This window comes from Salipiger abyssi, assembly GCF_001975705.1.
In the GTDB taxonomy this organism is placed as follows: domain Bacteria; phylum Pseudomonadota; class Alphaproteobacteria; order Rhodobacterales; family Rhodobacteraceae; genus Salipiger; species Salipiger abyssi.
The window spans coordinates 2,306,886-2,321,326 of sequence record NZ_CP015093.1 but is presented as its reverse complement, the minus strand read 5'-3'; the positions used below and the strand labels follow the sequence as shown (position 1 = coordinate 2,321,326).

The 14,441-nt window shown below is 66.2% G+C and carries 14 protein-coding genes; 10 read left to right on the top strand and 4 right to left on the bottom strand.

Annotated elements, in window-relative coordinates; all coding sequences use genetic code 11:
- Nucleotides 1-87: 87 nt before the first annotated feature.
- The gene (locus Ga0080574_RS14775; protein ID WP_076700907.1) at nucleotides 88-684 is read right to left on the bottom strand and encodes a Pr6Pr family membrane protein; all 597 of its coding nucleotides are present in this window, start codon (nucleotides 682-684) and stop codon (nucleotides 88-90) included.
- Between the two features lie 55 nt (nucleotides 685-739).
- Between Ga0080574_RS14775 and recO the strand changes: the two genes are divergently transcribed.
- The 5 genes from recO to Ga0080574_RS14750 all read left to right on the top strand — a co-directional run bounded on the left by recO (nucleotide 740) and on the right by Ga0080574_RS14750 (nucleotide 3,775).
- Nucleotides 740-1,468, top strand: coding sequence for a DNA repair protein RecO (gene recO, locus Ga0080574_RS14770; RefSeq protein ID WP_076706003.1), 729 nt, complete (start codon nucleotides 740-742; stop codon nucleotides 1,466-1,468).
- 56 nt (nucleotides 1,469-1,524) lie between these two features.
- Nucleotides 1,525-2,190 carry a CDP-diacylglycerol--glycerol-3-phosphate 3-phosphatidyltransferase gene (pgsA, locus tag Ga0080574_RS14765; protein ID WP_076700902.1) on the top strand — a complete coding sequence of 222 codons (666 nt, stop codon included), beginning with the start codon at nucleotides 1,525-1,527 and terminating at the stop codon, nucleotides 2,188-2,190.
- The gene (gene moaD, locus Ga0080574_RS14760) at nucleotides 2,187-2,435 is read left to right on the top strand and encodes a molybdopterin converting factor subunit 1 (protein WP_076700899.1); all 249 of its coding nucleotides are present in this window, start codon (nucleotides 2,187-2,189) and stop codon (nucleotides 2,433-2,435) included. Before pgsA ends, moaD begins: the two co-directional genes overlap by 4 nt.
- A gap of 3 nt (nucleotides 2,436-2,438) precedes the next feature.
- Nucleotides 2,439-2,897 (top strand): molybdenum cofactor biosynthesis protein MoaE, encoded by a 459-nt coding sequence (locus tag Ga0080574_RS14755; RefSeq protein WP_076700894.1) that lies wholly within the window; start codon nucleotides 2,439-2,441, stop codon nucleotides 2,895-2,897.
- A 107-nt stretch (nucleotides 2,898-3,004) separates the two neighbouring features.
- A complete protein-coding gene (locus tag Ga0080574_RS14750) occupies nucleotides 3,005-3,775 on the top strand; it encodes an FCD domain-containing protein (protein ID WP_076700889.1) in 771 nt (256 codons plus the stop codon).
- A 154-nt stretch (nucleotides 3,776-3,929) separates the two neighbouring features.
- Here the strand turns inward: Ga0080574_RS14750 and Ga0080574_RS14745 are convergent, their stop codons facing one another.
- Nucleotides 3,930-5,270 carry an ammonium transporter AmtB gene (locus tag Ga0080574_RS14745; protein WP_076700885.1) on the bottom strand — a complete coding sequence of 447 codons (1,341 nt, stop codon included), beginning with the start codon at nucleotides 5,268-5,270 and terminating at the stop codon, nucleotides 3,930-3,932.
- 38 nt (nucleotides 5,271-5,308) lie between these two features.
- Entirely contained in the window at nucleotides 5,309-5,647 is a 339-nt protein-coding gene (locus tag Ga0080574_RS14740) for a P-II family nitrogen regulator (RefSeq protein ID WP_076706002.1), read from the bottom strand.
- Nucleotides 5,648-5,903: 256 nt separating this feature from the next.
- On the opposite strand from Ga0080574_RS14740, the gene Ga0080574_RS14735 reads away from it, so the two are divergent.
- The 4 genes from Ga0080574_RS14735 to rlmH all read left to right on the top strand — a co-directional run bounded on the left by Ga0080574_RS14735 (nucleotide 5,904) and on the right by rlmH (nucleotide 11,662).
- Nucleotides 5,904-8,075 (top strand): transglycosylase domain-containing protein, encoded by a 2,172-nt coding sequence (locus Ga0080574_RS14735; RefSeq protein WP_083716862.1) that lies wholly within the window; start codon nucleotides 5,904-5,906, stop codon nucleotides 8,073-8,075.
- Nucleotides 8,076-8,211: 136 nt separating this feature from the next.
- A complete protein-coding gene (locus Ga0080574_RS14730; protein WP_076700880.1) occupies nucleotides 8,212-10,548 on the top strand; it encodes an aldehyde dehydrogenase family protein in 2,337 nt (778 codons plus the stop codon).
- A 261-nt stretch (nucleotides 10,549-10,809) separates the two neighbouring features.
- Nucleotides 10,810-11,181 (top strand): ribosome silencing factor, encoded by a 372-nt coding sequence (gene rsfS, locus Ga0080574_RS14725; RefSeq protein WP_076700875.1) that lies wholly within the window; start codon nucleotides 10,810-10,812, stop codon nucleotides 11,179-11,181.
- Between the two features lie 10 nt (nucleotides 11,182-11,191).
- Nucleotides 11,192-11,662: a 23S rRNA (pseudouridine(1915)-N(3))-methyltransferase RlmH gene (rlmH, locus tag Ga0080574_RS14720; RefSeq protein WP_076700871.1), complete on the top strand. Its 471-nt coding sequence runs from the start codon at nucleotides 11,192-11,194 to the stop codon at nucleotides 11,660-11,662.
- Between the two features lie 259 nt (nucleotides 11,663-11,921).
- Here rlmH and Ga0080574_RS14715 read toward each other — a convergent pair whose 3' ends face one another.
- Nucleotides 11,922-12,725, bottom strand: coding sequence for an undecaprenyl-diphosphate phosphatase (locus tag Ga0080574_RS14715; protein ID WP_076700866.1), 804 nt, complete (start codon nucleotides 12,723-12,725; stop codon nucleotides 11,922-11,924).
- 226 nt (nucleotides 12,726-12,951) lie between these two features.
- Between Ga0080574_RS14715 and Ga0080574_RS14710 the strand changes: the two genes are divergently transcribed.
- Complete coding sequence (locus Ga0080574_RS14710) at nucleotides 12,952-14,388, top strand: NAD(P)-dependent oxidoreductase (RefSeq protein ID WP_076700861.1); 1,437 nt, start codon at nucleotides 12,952-12,954, stop codon at nucleotides 14,386-14,388.
- Nucleotides 14,389-14,441 lie beyond the last annotated feature (53 nt).

Here is a 14,441-nt window from a genome sequence, read left to right as displayed (position 1 = left end):
GTTCGTTCCGCCGAGACCATGCCGCAAGCTTGCGCGAGACAACAGATGCAAATCGGGCCTTTTTCCGCCGCGCGGCAGACACGCCCCCTAACGCAGCAGCCGCGCAATCCCGACCTGCACAGCACCTGCCGAGACGAACCCCGCACAAAGCAGACCCGACCAGCGCAGCACGCCGGGCCAGCCGACCGCAGTCGGATCGACAAAGAAATAGGGGTAGATGCCTTCGATCTGGCCGCGCAGCAGCGCGTAACCGACATAGGCCAGCGGCCAAAGCATCCAGGCCAGCGCAGTGCCGAGGCGCAGCCCGTGCTTGGGAGCCGCAAAGATCCAGAACAGCACGGTCAGCACCGGTGTCACCATGTGCAACCCGAGATCGGCCAGTGCGTCGAGCCCGGTGAGCGGTTTGGCCAGCAGCAGGTGATAGACCACGCCCACAATGCCGATCCACAGCGCCAGACCGCCGAGCCATGCGGCGCCGGCCATCCGGCCCCGCGCCGCCATCCACAGGAAGGTGCCGGCGACCAGCGCATTGGTGAGGATGGTGAAATAGCGCAGCAGCCGCCACAGCGTCTCGGGCGGGGTGTAGTGTGGATTGGCCTGCGCGGTGGCCGTGAATTGCACCGCCAGCGCCGCCAGGGTCAGCAGCGCGATCACAAGGGCGAAGAGGCGGGTCCGGGTGGTCATCGGCGATACCCTGTCGCAGCTTGCCGTCGGCGGCAAGCCGTCCGATAGTCCGCGCATGGACTGGCGCGACACCGGCATTCTTCTTTCCGCTCGCAGGCATGGCGAAAGCTCGGCCATCCTGGAGGTTTTCACCGCCGGGCACGGGCGGCATATGGGCGTGCTGCGCGGCGGCGCCTCGCGCAAGGTCGCGCCCTCGCTGCAACCGGGCGCGCAGCTCGACGTGACCTGGCGGGCGCGGCTCGAAGATCACATGGGCGCCTATACGGTCGAGCCGCAGCGCTCGCGCGCGGCAACCGCGATGAGCGACCGGCTGTCGCTCGCCGGGCTCAACGCGGTGGTGGCGCTGCTGGCCTTCTGCCTGCCCGAGCGCGAGGCGCATCCGGCGCTCTATGCCCGTTCCGAGCAGCTCCTCGACCTACTGGGCGAGCGCGAACTCTGGCCACTGGCCTATCTGCGCTGGGAAATGGCGCTGCTGGAGGAGATGGGATTCGGGCTCGATCTCTCCGCCTGCGCGGTCACCGGGATCAACGAGCCGCTGGATTACGTCTCGCCGCGCAGCGGGCGGGCGGTTTCGGCCATCGGCGCGGGCGACTGGGCGGCGCGGCTGCTGCCGCTGCCGCCGGTGCTGCGCGGCGAGGGCAACGCGCCGGATGCCGAGATCGTCACGGCGCTCTCCACCACCGGCTATTTCCTCGAACACAAGCTTGCGCATGAGCTGCGCGACCGCCCCCTGCCCGCCGCCCGCGCGCTGTTTGTCGAGCGGCTGGAACGGCAGGCGCGTTAAGCCGTCGCGTTCAGGCTCTCTTCCCTCCCCCGGAAAAGAGCGTTACCAATCCCCCCATGCGCTGGACCCTTCCAAACACACTCACCGCGCTCCGCCTGCTTGCCGCTCCCGGCGTGGCGGTGATGTTCCTGTATTTCTCCCGGCCGCTCGCCGACTGGTTCGCGCTGCTGCTGTTCATCGGCGCCGCCGTGACCGACTGGTTCGACGGCTATATCGCGCGCGCCTGGTCGCTGGAATCGAAGCTCGGCGCGATGCTCGATCCGATCGCCGACAAGGCGATGGTGGTGATCGCGCTGATGGTGATCGTGGGCTATTCCTCGATGTCGCCCTGGCTGGTGCTGCCGGCGACCTTCATCCTTTTCCGCGAGGTCTTTGTCAGCGGGCTGCGCGAGTATCTCGGCGACGTGGCGGGCACGCTGAAGGTCACCAAGCTGGCAAAGTGGAAGACCACCTTTCAGATGGTCGCCATCGCGGTGCTGTTTGCACAGGGCGTCTTCGAGCATTATCTTGCGGTCAGCGTCATCGACCTCGACCCGCAGCGGGTGAGCGCGATCCTGAACCGCGAGGCTGCGGATATTCATGGCCTGATCTGGAAGGAGCAGGGCATGACCTGGGCCGGGCATATCGGGCTGACGCTGCTCTGGGTGGCGGCGACGCTGACCCTGATCACCGGCTGGGACTATTTCGTGAAGGCCCTGCCGCATCTCCGGGAGGAGCGATGATCGACGTTCTGTATTTCGCCTGGGTCCGCGAGCGGATCGGGCTGCCGAAGGAAAGGCTCGACACCGGGGCCGAGACCGTCGCGGCGCTGGTCGACGAGCTGCGCGCCCGCGAAGAGCGCTACGCCATGGCGTTTTCCGACCTCTCGGCGCTGCGCGTCGCGGTCGACCAGGAGCTGACCGATTTCGACGCACCGCTGGCCGGTGCCCGCGAAGTGGCGTTCTTTCCGCCGATGACCGGGGGCTGAGCCATGAGCGAGGAGGCCGGCATTCGCATCGTGGTGCAGGAGGCGCCGTTCGATTTCGGCGCCGAAGCCGACGCATTCGCCGCTGGCCGCAACGACATGGGCGCGGTGGTGACCTTCACCGGCGTGGTGCGCGACGTCAGCGGCGGGCTCGACGGCATGGAGATCGAGCATTACCCCGGCATGACCGAAAAGGCGCTGGCCAAGATCGCCGCAGAGGCGCAGGCGCGCTGGTCTCTGGGCGAGGTGCTGGTGATCCACCGCCATGGCAAACTGGCGCCGGGCGAGCGCATCATGATGGTGGCGACCGCCTCGCCACACCGCAAGGATGCGTTCGAGGCGGCGGAATACCTGATGGATTACCTGAAGTCCCGCGCCCCCTTCTGGAAGAAGGAAAGCGCCGGCGGGGCGCAGTCCTGGGTCGCGGCCAAGGACGAGGACGAGGCGGCGCTGCGGCGGTGGTAGGCGTCGCGGGAAGCTGGGCGAGCGGTGGGCAGGATTGCCCACCCTACTTGTCCCGCCTCCCGTGCGGTCATATGATCTGACCAATTTCGCAGAGCTAGAGGCGCCTCATGCCCTTCCGTCCCGTGCAATCGGAGAAACTCGCCTCGGCCGTGGTGCGCCAGATCGAGGAGCTGATCCTGCGCGGCATCCTGCGCCCGGGCGAGCGGCTGCCGGCAGAGCGCGAGCTGGCCGAGCGGCTCGGCGTCTCGCGCCCCTCGCTGCGCGAGGCGGTGGCCGATCTTCAGGCACGCGGGTTGCTCACCTCGCGCGCCGGCGCGGGGATCTTTGTCACCGAGGCGCTGGGTTCTGCCTTTTCAGATACGCTGGTGCAGCTTTTTGCCCGCCATGACGAGGCAGTCTTCGACTATCTCAGCTTTCGCCGCGACATGGAGGGCATGGCTGCCGAACGCGCCGCCCTGCATGGCACGGATACCGACCTCAGGGTGATAGATACGCTCTTCGCGCAGATGGAAGCGGCGCATGGCAAGCGCAACCCGGCGGACGAGGCGCGGCTCGATGCGGAGTTTCACCTGGCGATCATCGAGGCCAGCCATAATGTGATCATGCTGCACATGATGCGCTCGATGTATCAGCTTCTGCGCGAGGGGGTGTTCTACAACCGCTCGGTGATGTTCCGCCAGCGCACCACGCGCGAGGCGCTGCTCGACCAGCACCGCGCGATCAATCTGGCGCTTCAGGCCCGCGATGCCGCCGCCGCCCGCGCCGCCGTAGAGGCGCATCTGAGCTATGTCGAGCGGGCGCTGGCCGCCGACCGCAAGGCCGAGCATGACGAAGACATCGCCAAACAGCGCTATGAGCGGGTGAAGCACCGGGGCTGAGCCCTCCCGGCGCTCGTCGCCCACCGTTTCCGGATCGCAAAGACCGAGGCCGCGCCCCGCGCGCGTCTTCCTGCATCCGCGGCTTACCGCACAAAAAAACCCGGGCGCGAACGCCCGGGCAGTTGGTCACAAAAGGCTGACAGGAAGGAGGAGATCAGCCTTTGGAGAATTCCGGATAGGCCTCCATGCCCAGCTCGCCCATGTCGAGACCGGTGATCTCTTCCTCTTCGCTGACACGGATACCGCCCATGACCAGCTTGAGGACGAACCACACCACGCCCGAGGCGATGATGGTGAAGATGCCGACCACAACGATGCCGTAGAGCTGCGTCGCGAAGGAGGCGTCGGAGTTGGTGAAGGCCACGGCGATGGTGCCCCAGATGCCGCAGACCAGGTGGACCGGGATGGCGCCGACAACGTCGTCGATCTTCAGCTTGTCGAGCATCGGGACCGCGAAGACCACGATGATGCCGCCGATCGCGCCGATGATGGTGGCCGCGCCCAGGGTCGGGGTCAGCGGTTCCGCGGTGATCGACACGAGGCCGGCCAGCGCGCCGTTCAGCACCATGGTGAGGTCGGGCTTCTTGTACATGATCTGGGTCATGATCAGAGCGGCGACCGAACCACCCGCGGCTGCGGTGTTGGTGTTGGCAAAGATCCGCGACACGTCGGCGACGTCACCCACGGTGCCCATGGCAAGCTGCGAGCCGCCGTTGAAGCCGAACCAGCCCAGCCAAAGGATGAACGTCCCGAGGGTAGCGAGGGTCAGGTTGGAGCCCGGGAAGGGAACCACGCGGCCGTCGACATAGCGTCCGAGACGCGGTCCGAGGATGATGGCGCCGGTCAGAGCGGCCCAGCCACCCACCGAGTGCACGACGGTCGAACCAGCGAAATCGAGGAAGCCAGCTTCGTCGAGGAAACCGCCGCCCCATTTCCAGGAGGCTTGCAGCGGGTAGATGATCGAGGTCAGGATGACGACGAACACCAGGAACGGCCACAGCTTGATACGCTCGGCCAGGGTGCCCGAGACGATCGAGGCGGTGGTGGCGCAGAACATCAGCTGGAAGAAGAAGTCGGACCCGGTCGAGGCATAGCCGTAATCGTCGGCGGCATCGGCGGTCACGCCAACCGCTTCGAGAACGCCGGGGCCCCAGACGCCGGAGATGACACCGTCGACCGACCAGGTGCCCAGCGGGTACATCAGGTTGTAGCCGATCAGGTAGTAGAAGATCGCCGCGAGCGAGAACAGCACGACGTTTTTCATGCACTGCATGGCAACGTTCTTGGAGCGGACGAGACCGGCTTCGAGCATCGCAAAGCCCGCGGCCATCCACATCACCAGGAAGCCGCCGATCAGGAACAGCAGCGAGTTGAAGATGAAGACCGTATCGGTCGACGCGTTCACGCCCGGCGCGGGGCCGTCATCCTGGGCCAGGCCCAGGGTCGGCAGCGCAATCAGCGCGGCAGCCGGGGCGAGAGTCTTGAGAAGTTTCATGATCCGTTTGTCCCTTGTAAACTTGCGTCTGAATGCGATCAGATCGCGTCCGCGTCGGTTTCGCCGGTGCGCACCCGCACGGCCTGCTGCACGTCCAGCACAAAGATCTTGCCGTCACCGATCTTGCCGGTCTGCGCGGTCTTGGTGATCGTCTCGACCACCTGGTCGGCCATGGACGAGGCCACCACGATCTCCAGTTTGATCTTCGGCACGAAATTCACCGCGTATTCGGCGCCGCGATAGATTTCCGTGTGTCCAGACTGTGATCCGAAACCCTTGATTTCCGTCACCATCATGCCGCGCACGCCGATTCCAGTGAGCGCCTCGCGCACCTCCTCCAGCTTGAACGGCTTGATCGTCGCAATGATCAGTTTCACCTTGGTCCCTTTCGGTTTGGCAGACCGCTGCCTGCGTTTTGCATGGGCAGGAAGCCGCCCGAGCCATTCCATTGGAAGAAACGGCCCTTGTAACAGCCGGGCGACACCCCATTAATGCGCGAAAATTGATCTAAATTCGAACATATGTCTAATTATTAATCACACTAAAAAGTCATGAATGTGACCGTTTCCCGGTCTACAACCCGGGCCAAAGCCGTTACTCTGTCGCAAAAGACGAAAACGCGGGCAGAGCCAAATGAGTGATTCAGGCCGGGGCAAGGGCCGGTTGGTTGCGGAGCGCCGTTATCCGAACAAAACCGCCCAAAAGCCCAAGAAAACAAAGCCGAAAAAGGCAGCGAAAGCCGCGCCGCGCCGCAAGGCCGCGCCGCGTCGCAACCCGGTTGCGGCCTTTGTCCTGGGCGTGTTCCGCTGGATCTTTGGCCTGATCTGGCGCGTGGTCTGGCGGGTCACGGCGGTGGTTGCGCTGCTCGTCGCGCTGGGTGTCGGCTATTTCTACACCACGCTGCCCTCTTTCGAGGCGCTGCTCGACGGCCGTGCGCGCGGCTCGGTCACACTCATCGACCGCAACGGCCAGATTTTCGCCTGGCGCGGCGACCAGTTCGGCGGCGCGGTGACCGCCGACAGCGTCAGCCCGCATCTCAAGAACGCGGTGGTCGCCACCGAGGACAAGCGCTTCTACCGGCATTTCGGCGTCTCGCCGCGCGGCGTCGCCAGCGCCATCCGCATCAACCTTTCCGAAGGGCGCGGTCCGCTCTCGGGCCATGGCGGCTCGACCATCACCCAGCAGACCGCAAAGCTGCTCTGCCTCGGCACCGAGTTCGACCCCGACGCCTGGGAAAGCGAGGCCGCCTATGTCGCCGACTGCCGCCAGTCCTCGCTCGCACGCAAGGGCAAGGAAGCGCTCTACGCCATGGCGATGGAGGCGAAATACACCAAGGACCAGATCCTCTCGATCTACCTCAACCGCGCCTATATGGGCGGCGGCGCCTATGGCGCAGAGGCCGCCTCTCAGCGCTATTTCAGCAAGCACGCGGGCGAGCTGAACCCGCAGCAGGCGGCCATGCTGGCCGGGCTGCTGACCGCGCCCTCCTCGCTGGCGCCGACCAACGACGTCGAACGCTCGCAGGCCCGCGCCGCCACGGTGCTGCGGCTGATGCGCGAGCAGGGCTATCTGACCTCCGAGCAGGAAAAGACCGCGCAGGCCAACCCGGCGACGCTGTCCGAAGAGGCCGAGCGCCGGCTGGGCGGCTATTTCGCCGACTGGGTGATGTCGACCGGGCCCGAATTCTTTACCAGCGGCACCACCGAGGATGTCGTCATCCAGACCACGCTCGACCCCAAGCTTCAGCGCGCCGCCGAGGCCGCGATGAACAAGGTCTATTCCGAGAAGGTGACCAAGCCGGGCTCTGTCGTGCAGGCCGCCATCGTGGTGATGTCGGCGGACGGCGCCGTGCGCGCCATGGTCGGCGGCAAGAAGACCGGCGTGTCGGGCGTGTTCAACCGCGCCACCCAGGCCAAGCGCCAGACAGGCTCGTCCTTCAAGCCCTTCATCTACGCCACCGCGCTGGAGCTGGGCTATTCCCCCTATGACACGGTGGTGGACGAGCCCTTCTGCATGAACATCCCCGGCTCCGGCCAGTGGTGCCCCAAGAACTACTCGAACAACTTCAAGGGCCGGGTCACGCTGACCGACGCGCTGAAGAACTCGCTGAACATTCCGGCGATCAAAATCTCGGAAAGCGTGGGCCGCGATCTGGTGCACAAGGTGGCCTATGAGTTCGGCATCGAGTCCGAGCTGAACGACACCCCCGCCATGGCGCTCGGCACCTCCGAGGCCTCGCTGCTGGAGATGACGGGCGCCTATGCGGGCTTTCTCAACGGCGGTTCGGCCGTGACGCCCTACGGTCTCAAGGAGCTGCGGCTCAAGGGCGACGACACGCCGCTCATGGGCACCGGCGGCGGCATCCGCGAGCGGGTGATTCAGCCCGAGGCCGCAGGCCAGCTGACCTGGATGCTGGAAAAGGTGATCTCCGAAGGGACCGGACGCCGCGCGCAGCTGCCCGACGGGCGGCCGGCGGCGGGCAAGACCGGCACCAGCCAGGACAGCCGCGACGGCTGGTTCATCGGCTTCACCGCCGATTACGTCACCGGCGTCTGGATGGGCAATGACGACAACTCGCCGCTCAGGGGCGTGACCGGCGGCGGGCTGCCCGCCGATATCTGGCGCGAGACGATGATCCGCGTGCAGGAGGGCATGCCGATCTCGCCGCTGCCCGCCATGGCGCCCGCGCGCCCCGAGCCGCAGGTGGTGCAGGAGCAGCCGCAGCAGGAGCCCGACCGCGAGCGCCAGCAGCGCGACAATATCATCCAGCAGGTGCTGCGCGACCTTCTCGGCCCGCGGAACTGAGGCCGGTGCGGTGGGCAGGAGTGCCCACGCTACCTTCCGTGACGGCATGACCAGAGGGGGCCCACATGCCGCTGTTGCGGGGCGCCGGGGCGGCTTCTAAGATGCCGCAAACCCTGCCCGGAGGAGTGCACGTCCCATGAGTGTGAAAGAGATCTTCGAGACCATGGAGTACGGCCCCGCCCCCGAAAGCGCCGCCGAGGCGCTGGCCTGGCTGGTCGATCAGGGCGATCGCTTCGGCCATTTCATCGACGGCGCCTTCACCGCCCCCGGCGACGGGTTCGAGAGCCGCAACCCCGCCACCGGCGAGGTGCTGGCGACGCTCACACAGGCGACGCAGGACGATGTCGACGCCGCCGTTGCCGCCGCCCGCGCAGCGCAGGGCAAATGGGCGCGACTCGGAGGCAAGGGCCGGGCGCGCTATCTCTACGCGCTGGCGCGGCTCTTGCAGAAACACGCCCGCCTCTTCGCGGTGCTGGAGACGCTCGACAACGGCAAACCCATCCGCGAGAGCCGCGACATCGACCTGCCGCTTGCCGCGCGGCATTTCTATCACCATGCGGGCTTTGCCCAGCTCATGGAGAGCGAGTTGCCGGATCGCGAGCCGCTGGGCGTCTGCGGCCAGATCGTGCCGTGGAATTTCCCGCTGCTGATGCTGGCATGGAAGATCGCCCCGGCGCTGGCCATGGGCAACACGGTGGTGCTGAAACCCGCCGAATGGACCTCGCTCACCGCTCTGCTTTTCGCCGATATCTGCCGTCAGGCCGGGCTGCCCAAGGGTGTGGTCAATATCGTCACCGGCGACGGCGCCGTGGGCGAGATGCTGGTCGCCTCGGATGTCGACAAGATCGCCTTTACCGGCTCGACCGAGGTGGGCCGCAGGATCCGCGAGGCGACGGCGGGCAGCGGCAAGGCGCTGACGCTCGAGCTGGGCGGCAAATCGCCCTATATCGTCTTCGAGGATGCCGATCTCGACAGCGCGGTCGAGGGGCTGGTGGATGCGATCTGGCTCAATGGCGGTCAGGTCTGTTGCGCGGGCTCCCGCCTGCTGGTGCAGGAGGGCATTGCCGGGCGCTTTCACGACAAGCTGCGCGCCCGCATGGACAAGCTGCGCGTCGGCGATCCGCTCGACAAATGCATCGACGTGGGCGCCATCGTCGATCCGGTGCAGAAGGCCCGCATTACCGCCATGGTCGAGGCGAACGACGAGGGCGAGACCTATCGCGCCGGCGCCTGCCCCGAGGGCTGTTTCTACCCGCCGACGCTGATCTCCGGCCTGTCGCCGGCCTCGGCGCTGATGCAGGACGAGATCTTTGGCCCGGTTCTGGTGAGCGCCAGCTTCCGCACCCCCGCCGAGGCGGAGCAGATGGCCAACAACACCCGCTACGGTCTCGCCGCCAGCGTCTGGTCGGAGAATATCAATGTGGCGCTCGACATCGCGCCCAAGCTTGCCGCCGGGGTGATCTGGATCAACGGCAGCAATATGTTCGACGCGGCCGCCCCGTTTGGCGGGCTGCGCGAAAGCGGTTTCGGCCGCGAGGGCGGCTGGGAGGGGCTGAGCGCCTACACCCGCGCCGCCGCGAAGCCGAAGCCGCTGAAACCCGTTGCCGCCTTTGCCGGCGACGAGACCGAGCCGCAGCCGGTGGACCGCACCGCCAAGCTCTATATCGGCGGCAAGCAGGCCCGCCCCGATGGCGGCTATGCCCGCACTATCTATGACAAGCGCGGCAAGCTCATCGGTCAGGCGCCCATCGCCAGCCGCAAGGACATCCGCAACGCGGTCGAGGCCGCGCGCGGCGCGGACGGCTGGGCCGGGGCCACGGCGCATAACCGCGCGCAGGTGATCTATTACATCGGCGAAAACCTTTCGGCACGGGCGGAGGAATTCGCCGCCACGATCGACCGGATGACCGGCGGGCGCTCCGGCGCCAAGGAGGTCGCGGCCGCGGTCGACCGGCTCTTCACCTATGCCGCCTGGGCCGACAAACTCGACGGGCGCGTGGCGCCGGTGCCAATGCGCGGCGCGGCTCTGGCGATGCGCGCGCCCTGCGGCGTGATCGGGGCATTCTGCCCCGACGAGCTGCCGCTGCTCGGCCTCGTCTCGCTGATGGCGCCGGCCATTGCGATGGGCAACCGCGTGGTGCTGGCCGCCTCCGAGCCCTTCCCGCTCGCCGCCACCGATTTTTATCAGGTGCTCGACACTTCGGACGTACCCGGCGGCGTGGTCAATATCCTCACCGGCAGCCATGCCGAGCTGGCGCCGACGCTGGCAAGCCATATGGATGTGGATGCGGTCTGGAGCTTCTCCGGCACCGACCTTTCCGCCGTGATCGAACGGGGCGCCGCGGGCAACCTGAAACGCAGCTGGGTGAACAACGGGCTGGCGCGCGACTGGATGGGCGCCGGGGGCGAGGGGCGTGCCTTTCTCGACGCCGCGACCGAGGTCAAAACCGTGTGGATTCCCTGGGGCGCCTGACCGGCGCCGACGCGGGAGATATTTTTCACCCGTCACCACCGCGCAGGAAAGCTTTGACTCTGCTGGGGATTCGGGCGAAAGCCCCGCAATCCGGCTGCGTGGCGCATTCCGGAACATGTGCAATCATTGAGATTTCACACTTCCGATGTTATCTTTTGAGCACGCCCGGCGCCGGGGTGGCATTCGGCGCTTGTCTAGAAGGAGGACGATGTCCTGTCACTTACTGCGAATGCGGCCGGTGCCGCAGAGCCGGGGGCGGCGATGAACGGCCTGCCCCAGTCCGAGGTCACCAGCGAGATGATCCTCGCCGCTGTCCTCAAAAGCCTCGATGACAACAAGGCCGAAGATGTCGTGCAGATCGACCTGCGCGGCAAGACCTCCGTCTGCGATCAGATGGTGATCTGCTCGGGCCGCTCGTCGCGCCAGGTGGTGGCGATCGCCGAAAAGCTCGTCGAGGATCTGAAACACCAGCTGGGTGTGCTTTCGAAATCCGAAGGCCAGGACACCGGCGACTGGGTGCTGATCGACACGGGCGATGTGATCGTCCATGTCTTCCGCCCGGAAGTGCGCGAGTTCTACCAGCTCGAAAAGATGTGGTTGCCGATGGGCAAGACCGCGCAGACCGCGAACTGACAGCGGTCGCGTGCGGGTGCATCTTTGCGTCGTGGGACGCCTTCGGGCGGGCCCCGAACGCGATCTTGTCGACGATTATCTCAAACGCTTCGACCGGACGGGGCGGGCGCTGGGGCTGGGCCCCGCGCGCGTGACCGAGGTCGATGACCGCAAGGGCGGTGGCATGGCGGCAGAGGCCGACCTGCTGCGCCGCGCCCTGCCCTCCGGTGCGCGGCTCTGCGTGATGGACGAGCGCGGGCGGCAGATGCCCTCGCCCGATTTTGCGCAGAGGCTCGGGCGCTGGCGCGACGACGGCACGCAGGATCTGGCCTTTGTCATCGGCGGGGCCGACGGGATCGCCCCGGATCTGCGCGCCGAGGCGGATATGGCGCTGTCTTTCGGGCAGATGGTCTGGCCGCATATGCTGGTGCGGGTGATGCTGACCGAGCAGCTCTATCGCGCCGCCTCGATCCTCGCCGGAAGCCCCTATCACCGCGCCTGACGCTCGGCAGGTTTCCGCCCGCCCCGCCCTCGTTGGCGGCGAGTTTCCGCTATCGTCAACCCGCTCTGGTTGCCAAGTCACAGATCCTTGATTTAGCAGGATTCCAACGCGGCGTCGTGCTGCCAGACCGACACGCGCTAACGTGCCTGCCACCCTGTCCCCGCGGCCTATTTCGGTCGCACCGGTCGGCGCGTTTTTGGCCCCGGAGGTCCCAAAACACTCCGGGGCCAACTCTTTTCCTCCGCACCCGCCCGGCAGATCAGGAATAGGCGTACCAGAGCAGCCCGGCGCCAAGGATCACGCGATAGATCACATAAGGCGTGAAGCTGACCGAACGCAGCAGCCGCATCATCAGCGTCAGCGCCAGCAGCGCCGCGACAAAGGCGAAAACCGCGCCGATGGCCCCGTCGCGGGCGACCTGCGCATCCGCCTCGGAGATCACCTCCGCCCCGAGCAGCACGCCAGAGGCAAGAATGGTCGGGATCGACATCAGCATGGAGATCTTGGCGGCGTCGTGCCGGTTGTATCCCATGAACCGCGCCCCGGTGATGGTGATGCCCGAGCGCGAGGTGCCCGGGATCAGCGCCACCGCCTGCCAGAGCCCCATCTTCAGCGCGTCCCATACGCCCCAATCCGCCTCGACCTTGTCGGTCGCGCCTGTCTGGTCGGCCCAGTAGAGCACGATGCCGAAGCCCAGCATCGTCCAGCCGATCACCGCGACAGAGCGCAGCGCCTCGTCGAGACCGGTGAGTTTCAGCGCGAGCCCGCAAAGCACCACCGGCACCGTCGCGATGGCCAGCCCCAAGGCCAGCCGCGCGCCGGGCGTGTCGCGGCGCCCGCGCAGCAGATCGAACGTGCCGAGTGCCGCGACTTTCACATCGGCACGGAAATAAAGCACCACCGCCGCCAGCGTGCCCACATGCACCGCCACGTCGATGGCTTGCCCCTGATCCGCCATGCCGGAGAGATTCGGCAGCAATATCAGGTGACCTGAGGAAGAAATGGGCAGAAATTCGGTGATCCCCTGGATCAAAGCCAGCAGGATCAGTTGCAGCATTGGCATGGGCGCAAACCTCCGGCTAGGCTCATACGATCTCTATAACGCCCTATTTTTCAGGGGGAAAGAAACAAAAAGGTCCGCTTCGTTACTTAATTTTCACAAAAGCATCGCGCACTACCAGCCGGGACATCAAAAGAAAGCGAATATAGGTCACACTTTCTGACTTTTATTTCGTTTTCTCTTTCAGTATGGAGACGCGACCCAAGGACTTGTTCGGAGACCCAGGAACATGGCAAAGCAGCCGATGCTCAAATTCGTGAAGATCGAACGCGACATGCCCGAAAAGCGGGGCGCGACGATCCGCAACAAGGACTTTGATGAAATCTATGCGGAATTCGCCGACGCGAAGGCCAAGGAACAGGCCAGCCGCTGCTCGCAATGCGGCGTGCCCTATTGCCAGAGCCACTGCCCGCTGCACAACAACATCCCCGACTGGCTGCGCCTGACCGCCATGGGCCGCCTGCAAGAGGCCTATGACATCAGCCAGTCGACCAATACCTTCCCCGAGATCTGCGGCCGCATCTGCCCGCAGGACCGTCTCTGCGAGGGCAATTGCGTGATCGAATCCTCCGGCCACGGCACCGTGACCATCGGCTCGGTCGAGAAATACATCACCGATACCGCCTGGGAGAAGGGCTGGGTCACCCCCGCCGCGCCCACGGCCGAGCGCAGCGAGAGCGTCGGCGTCATCGGCGCCGGCCCCGGCGGGCTGGCGGCGGCGGACATGCTGCGCCGCGCCGGTGTGCAGGTGACGGTCTATGACCGCTACGACCGTGGCGGCGGGCTGCTGACCTATGGCATCCCCGGCTTCAAGCTGGAGAAGGATGTGGTCATGCGCCGCATCAAGCAGCTCGAGGATGGCGGCGTGCGCTTTGTCTTCAACTGCAATGTCGGCGCCGACATGCCCTTTGAGGACATCCGCGAGCAGCACGATGCGGTGATCATCGCCACCGGCGTCTACAAGTCGCGCGACCTGCGCGGCCCCGGCGCGGGTGCGGCGGGCATCGTCAAGGCCATCGACTATCTCACCGCCTCGAACCGCGCCGCGAATTTTGGCGACAAGGTTCCCGAATTTGAAAGCGGCGAGCTGAACGCGAACGGCAAGAAGGTCGTGGTGATCGGCGGCGGCGACACCGCCATGGACTGCGTGCGCACCGCGATCCGCCAGGGCGCGACCAGCGTGAAATGTCTCTACCGCCGCGACCGCGCCAATATGCCGGGCTCGCAGCGCGAGGTGCAGAACGCCGAGGAAGAAGGTGTGGTCTTTGAATGGCTCACCGCGCCGCAAGGCTTCAAGGGCGAGCCGGTCAGCGCCGTTCTCGCGCAAAAGATGCGCCTCGGCCTGCCCGACGCCTCCGGCCGCCAGTCGCCCGAGATCATCGAGGGCAGCGATTACGAAGAACCCGCCGATCTGGTGATCAAGGCGCTTGGCTTCGAGCCCGAGGAGCTGCCGACGCTCTGGGGCGCACCCGAGCTGGAAGTGACCCGCTGGGGCACCGTGAAGGCCGAGTTCACCTCCGGTCGCACCGCCCTGCCCGGCGTCTATGCGGTGGGCGATATCGTGCGCGGCGCATCTCTGGTCGTCTGGGCGATCCGCGACGGGCGCGACTGCGCCGAGCATGTGCTCCAGGACTTCGACCGGCAGGCGGCGATTGCCGCCGAATGAACAGCGCCCCTGCCCAAGGCCGCCTCTGCGGCGGACAGGGTGCGGTGAGTATT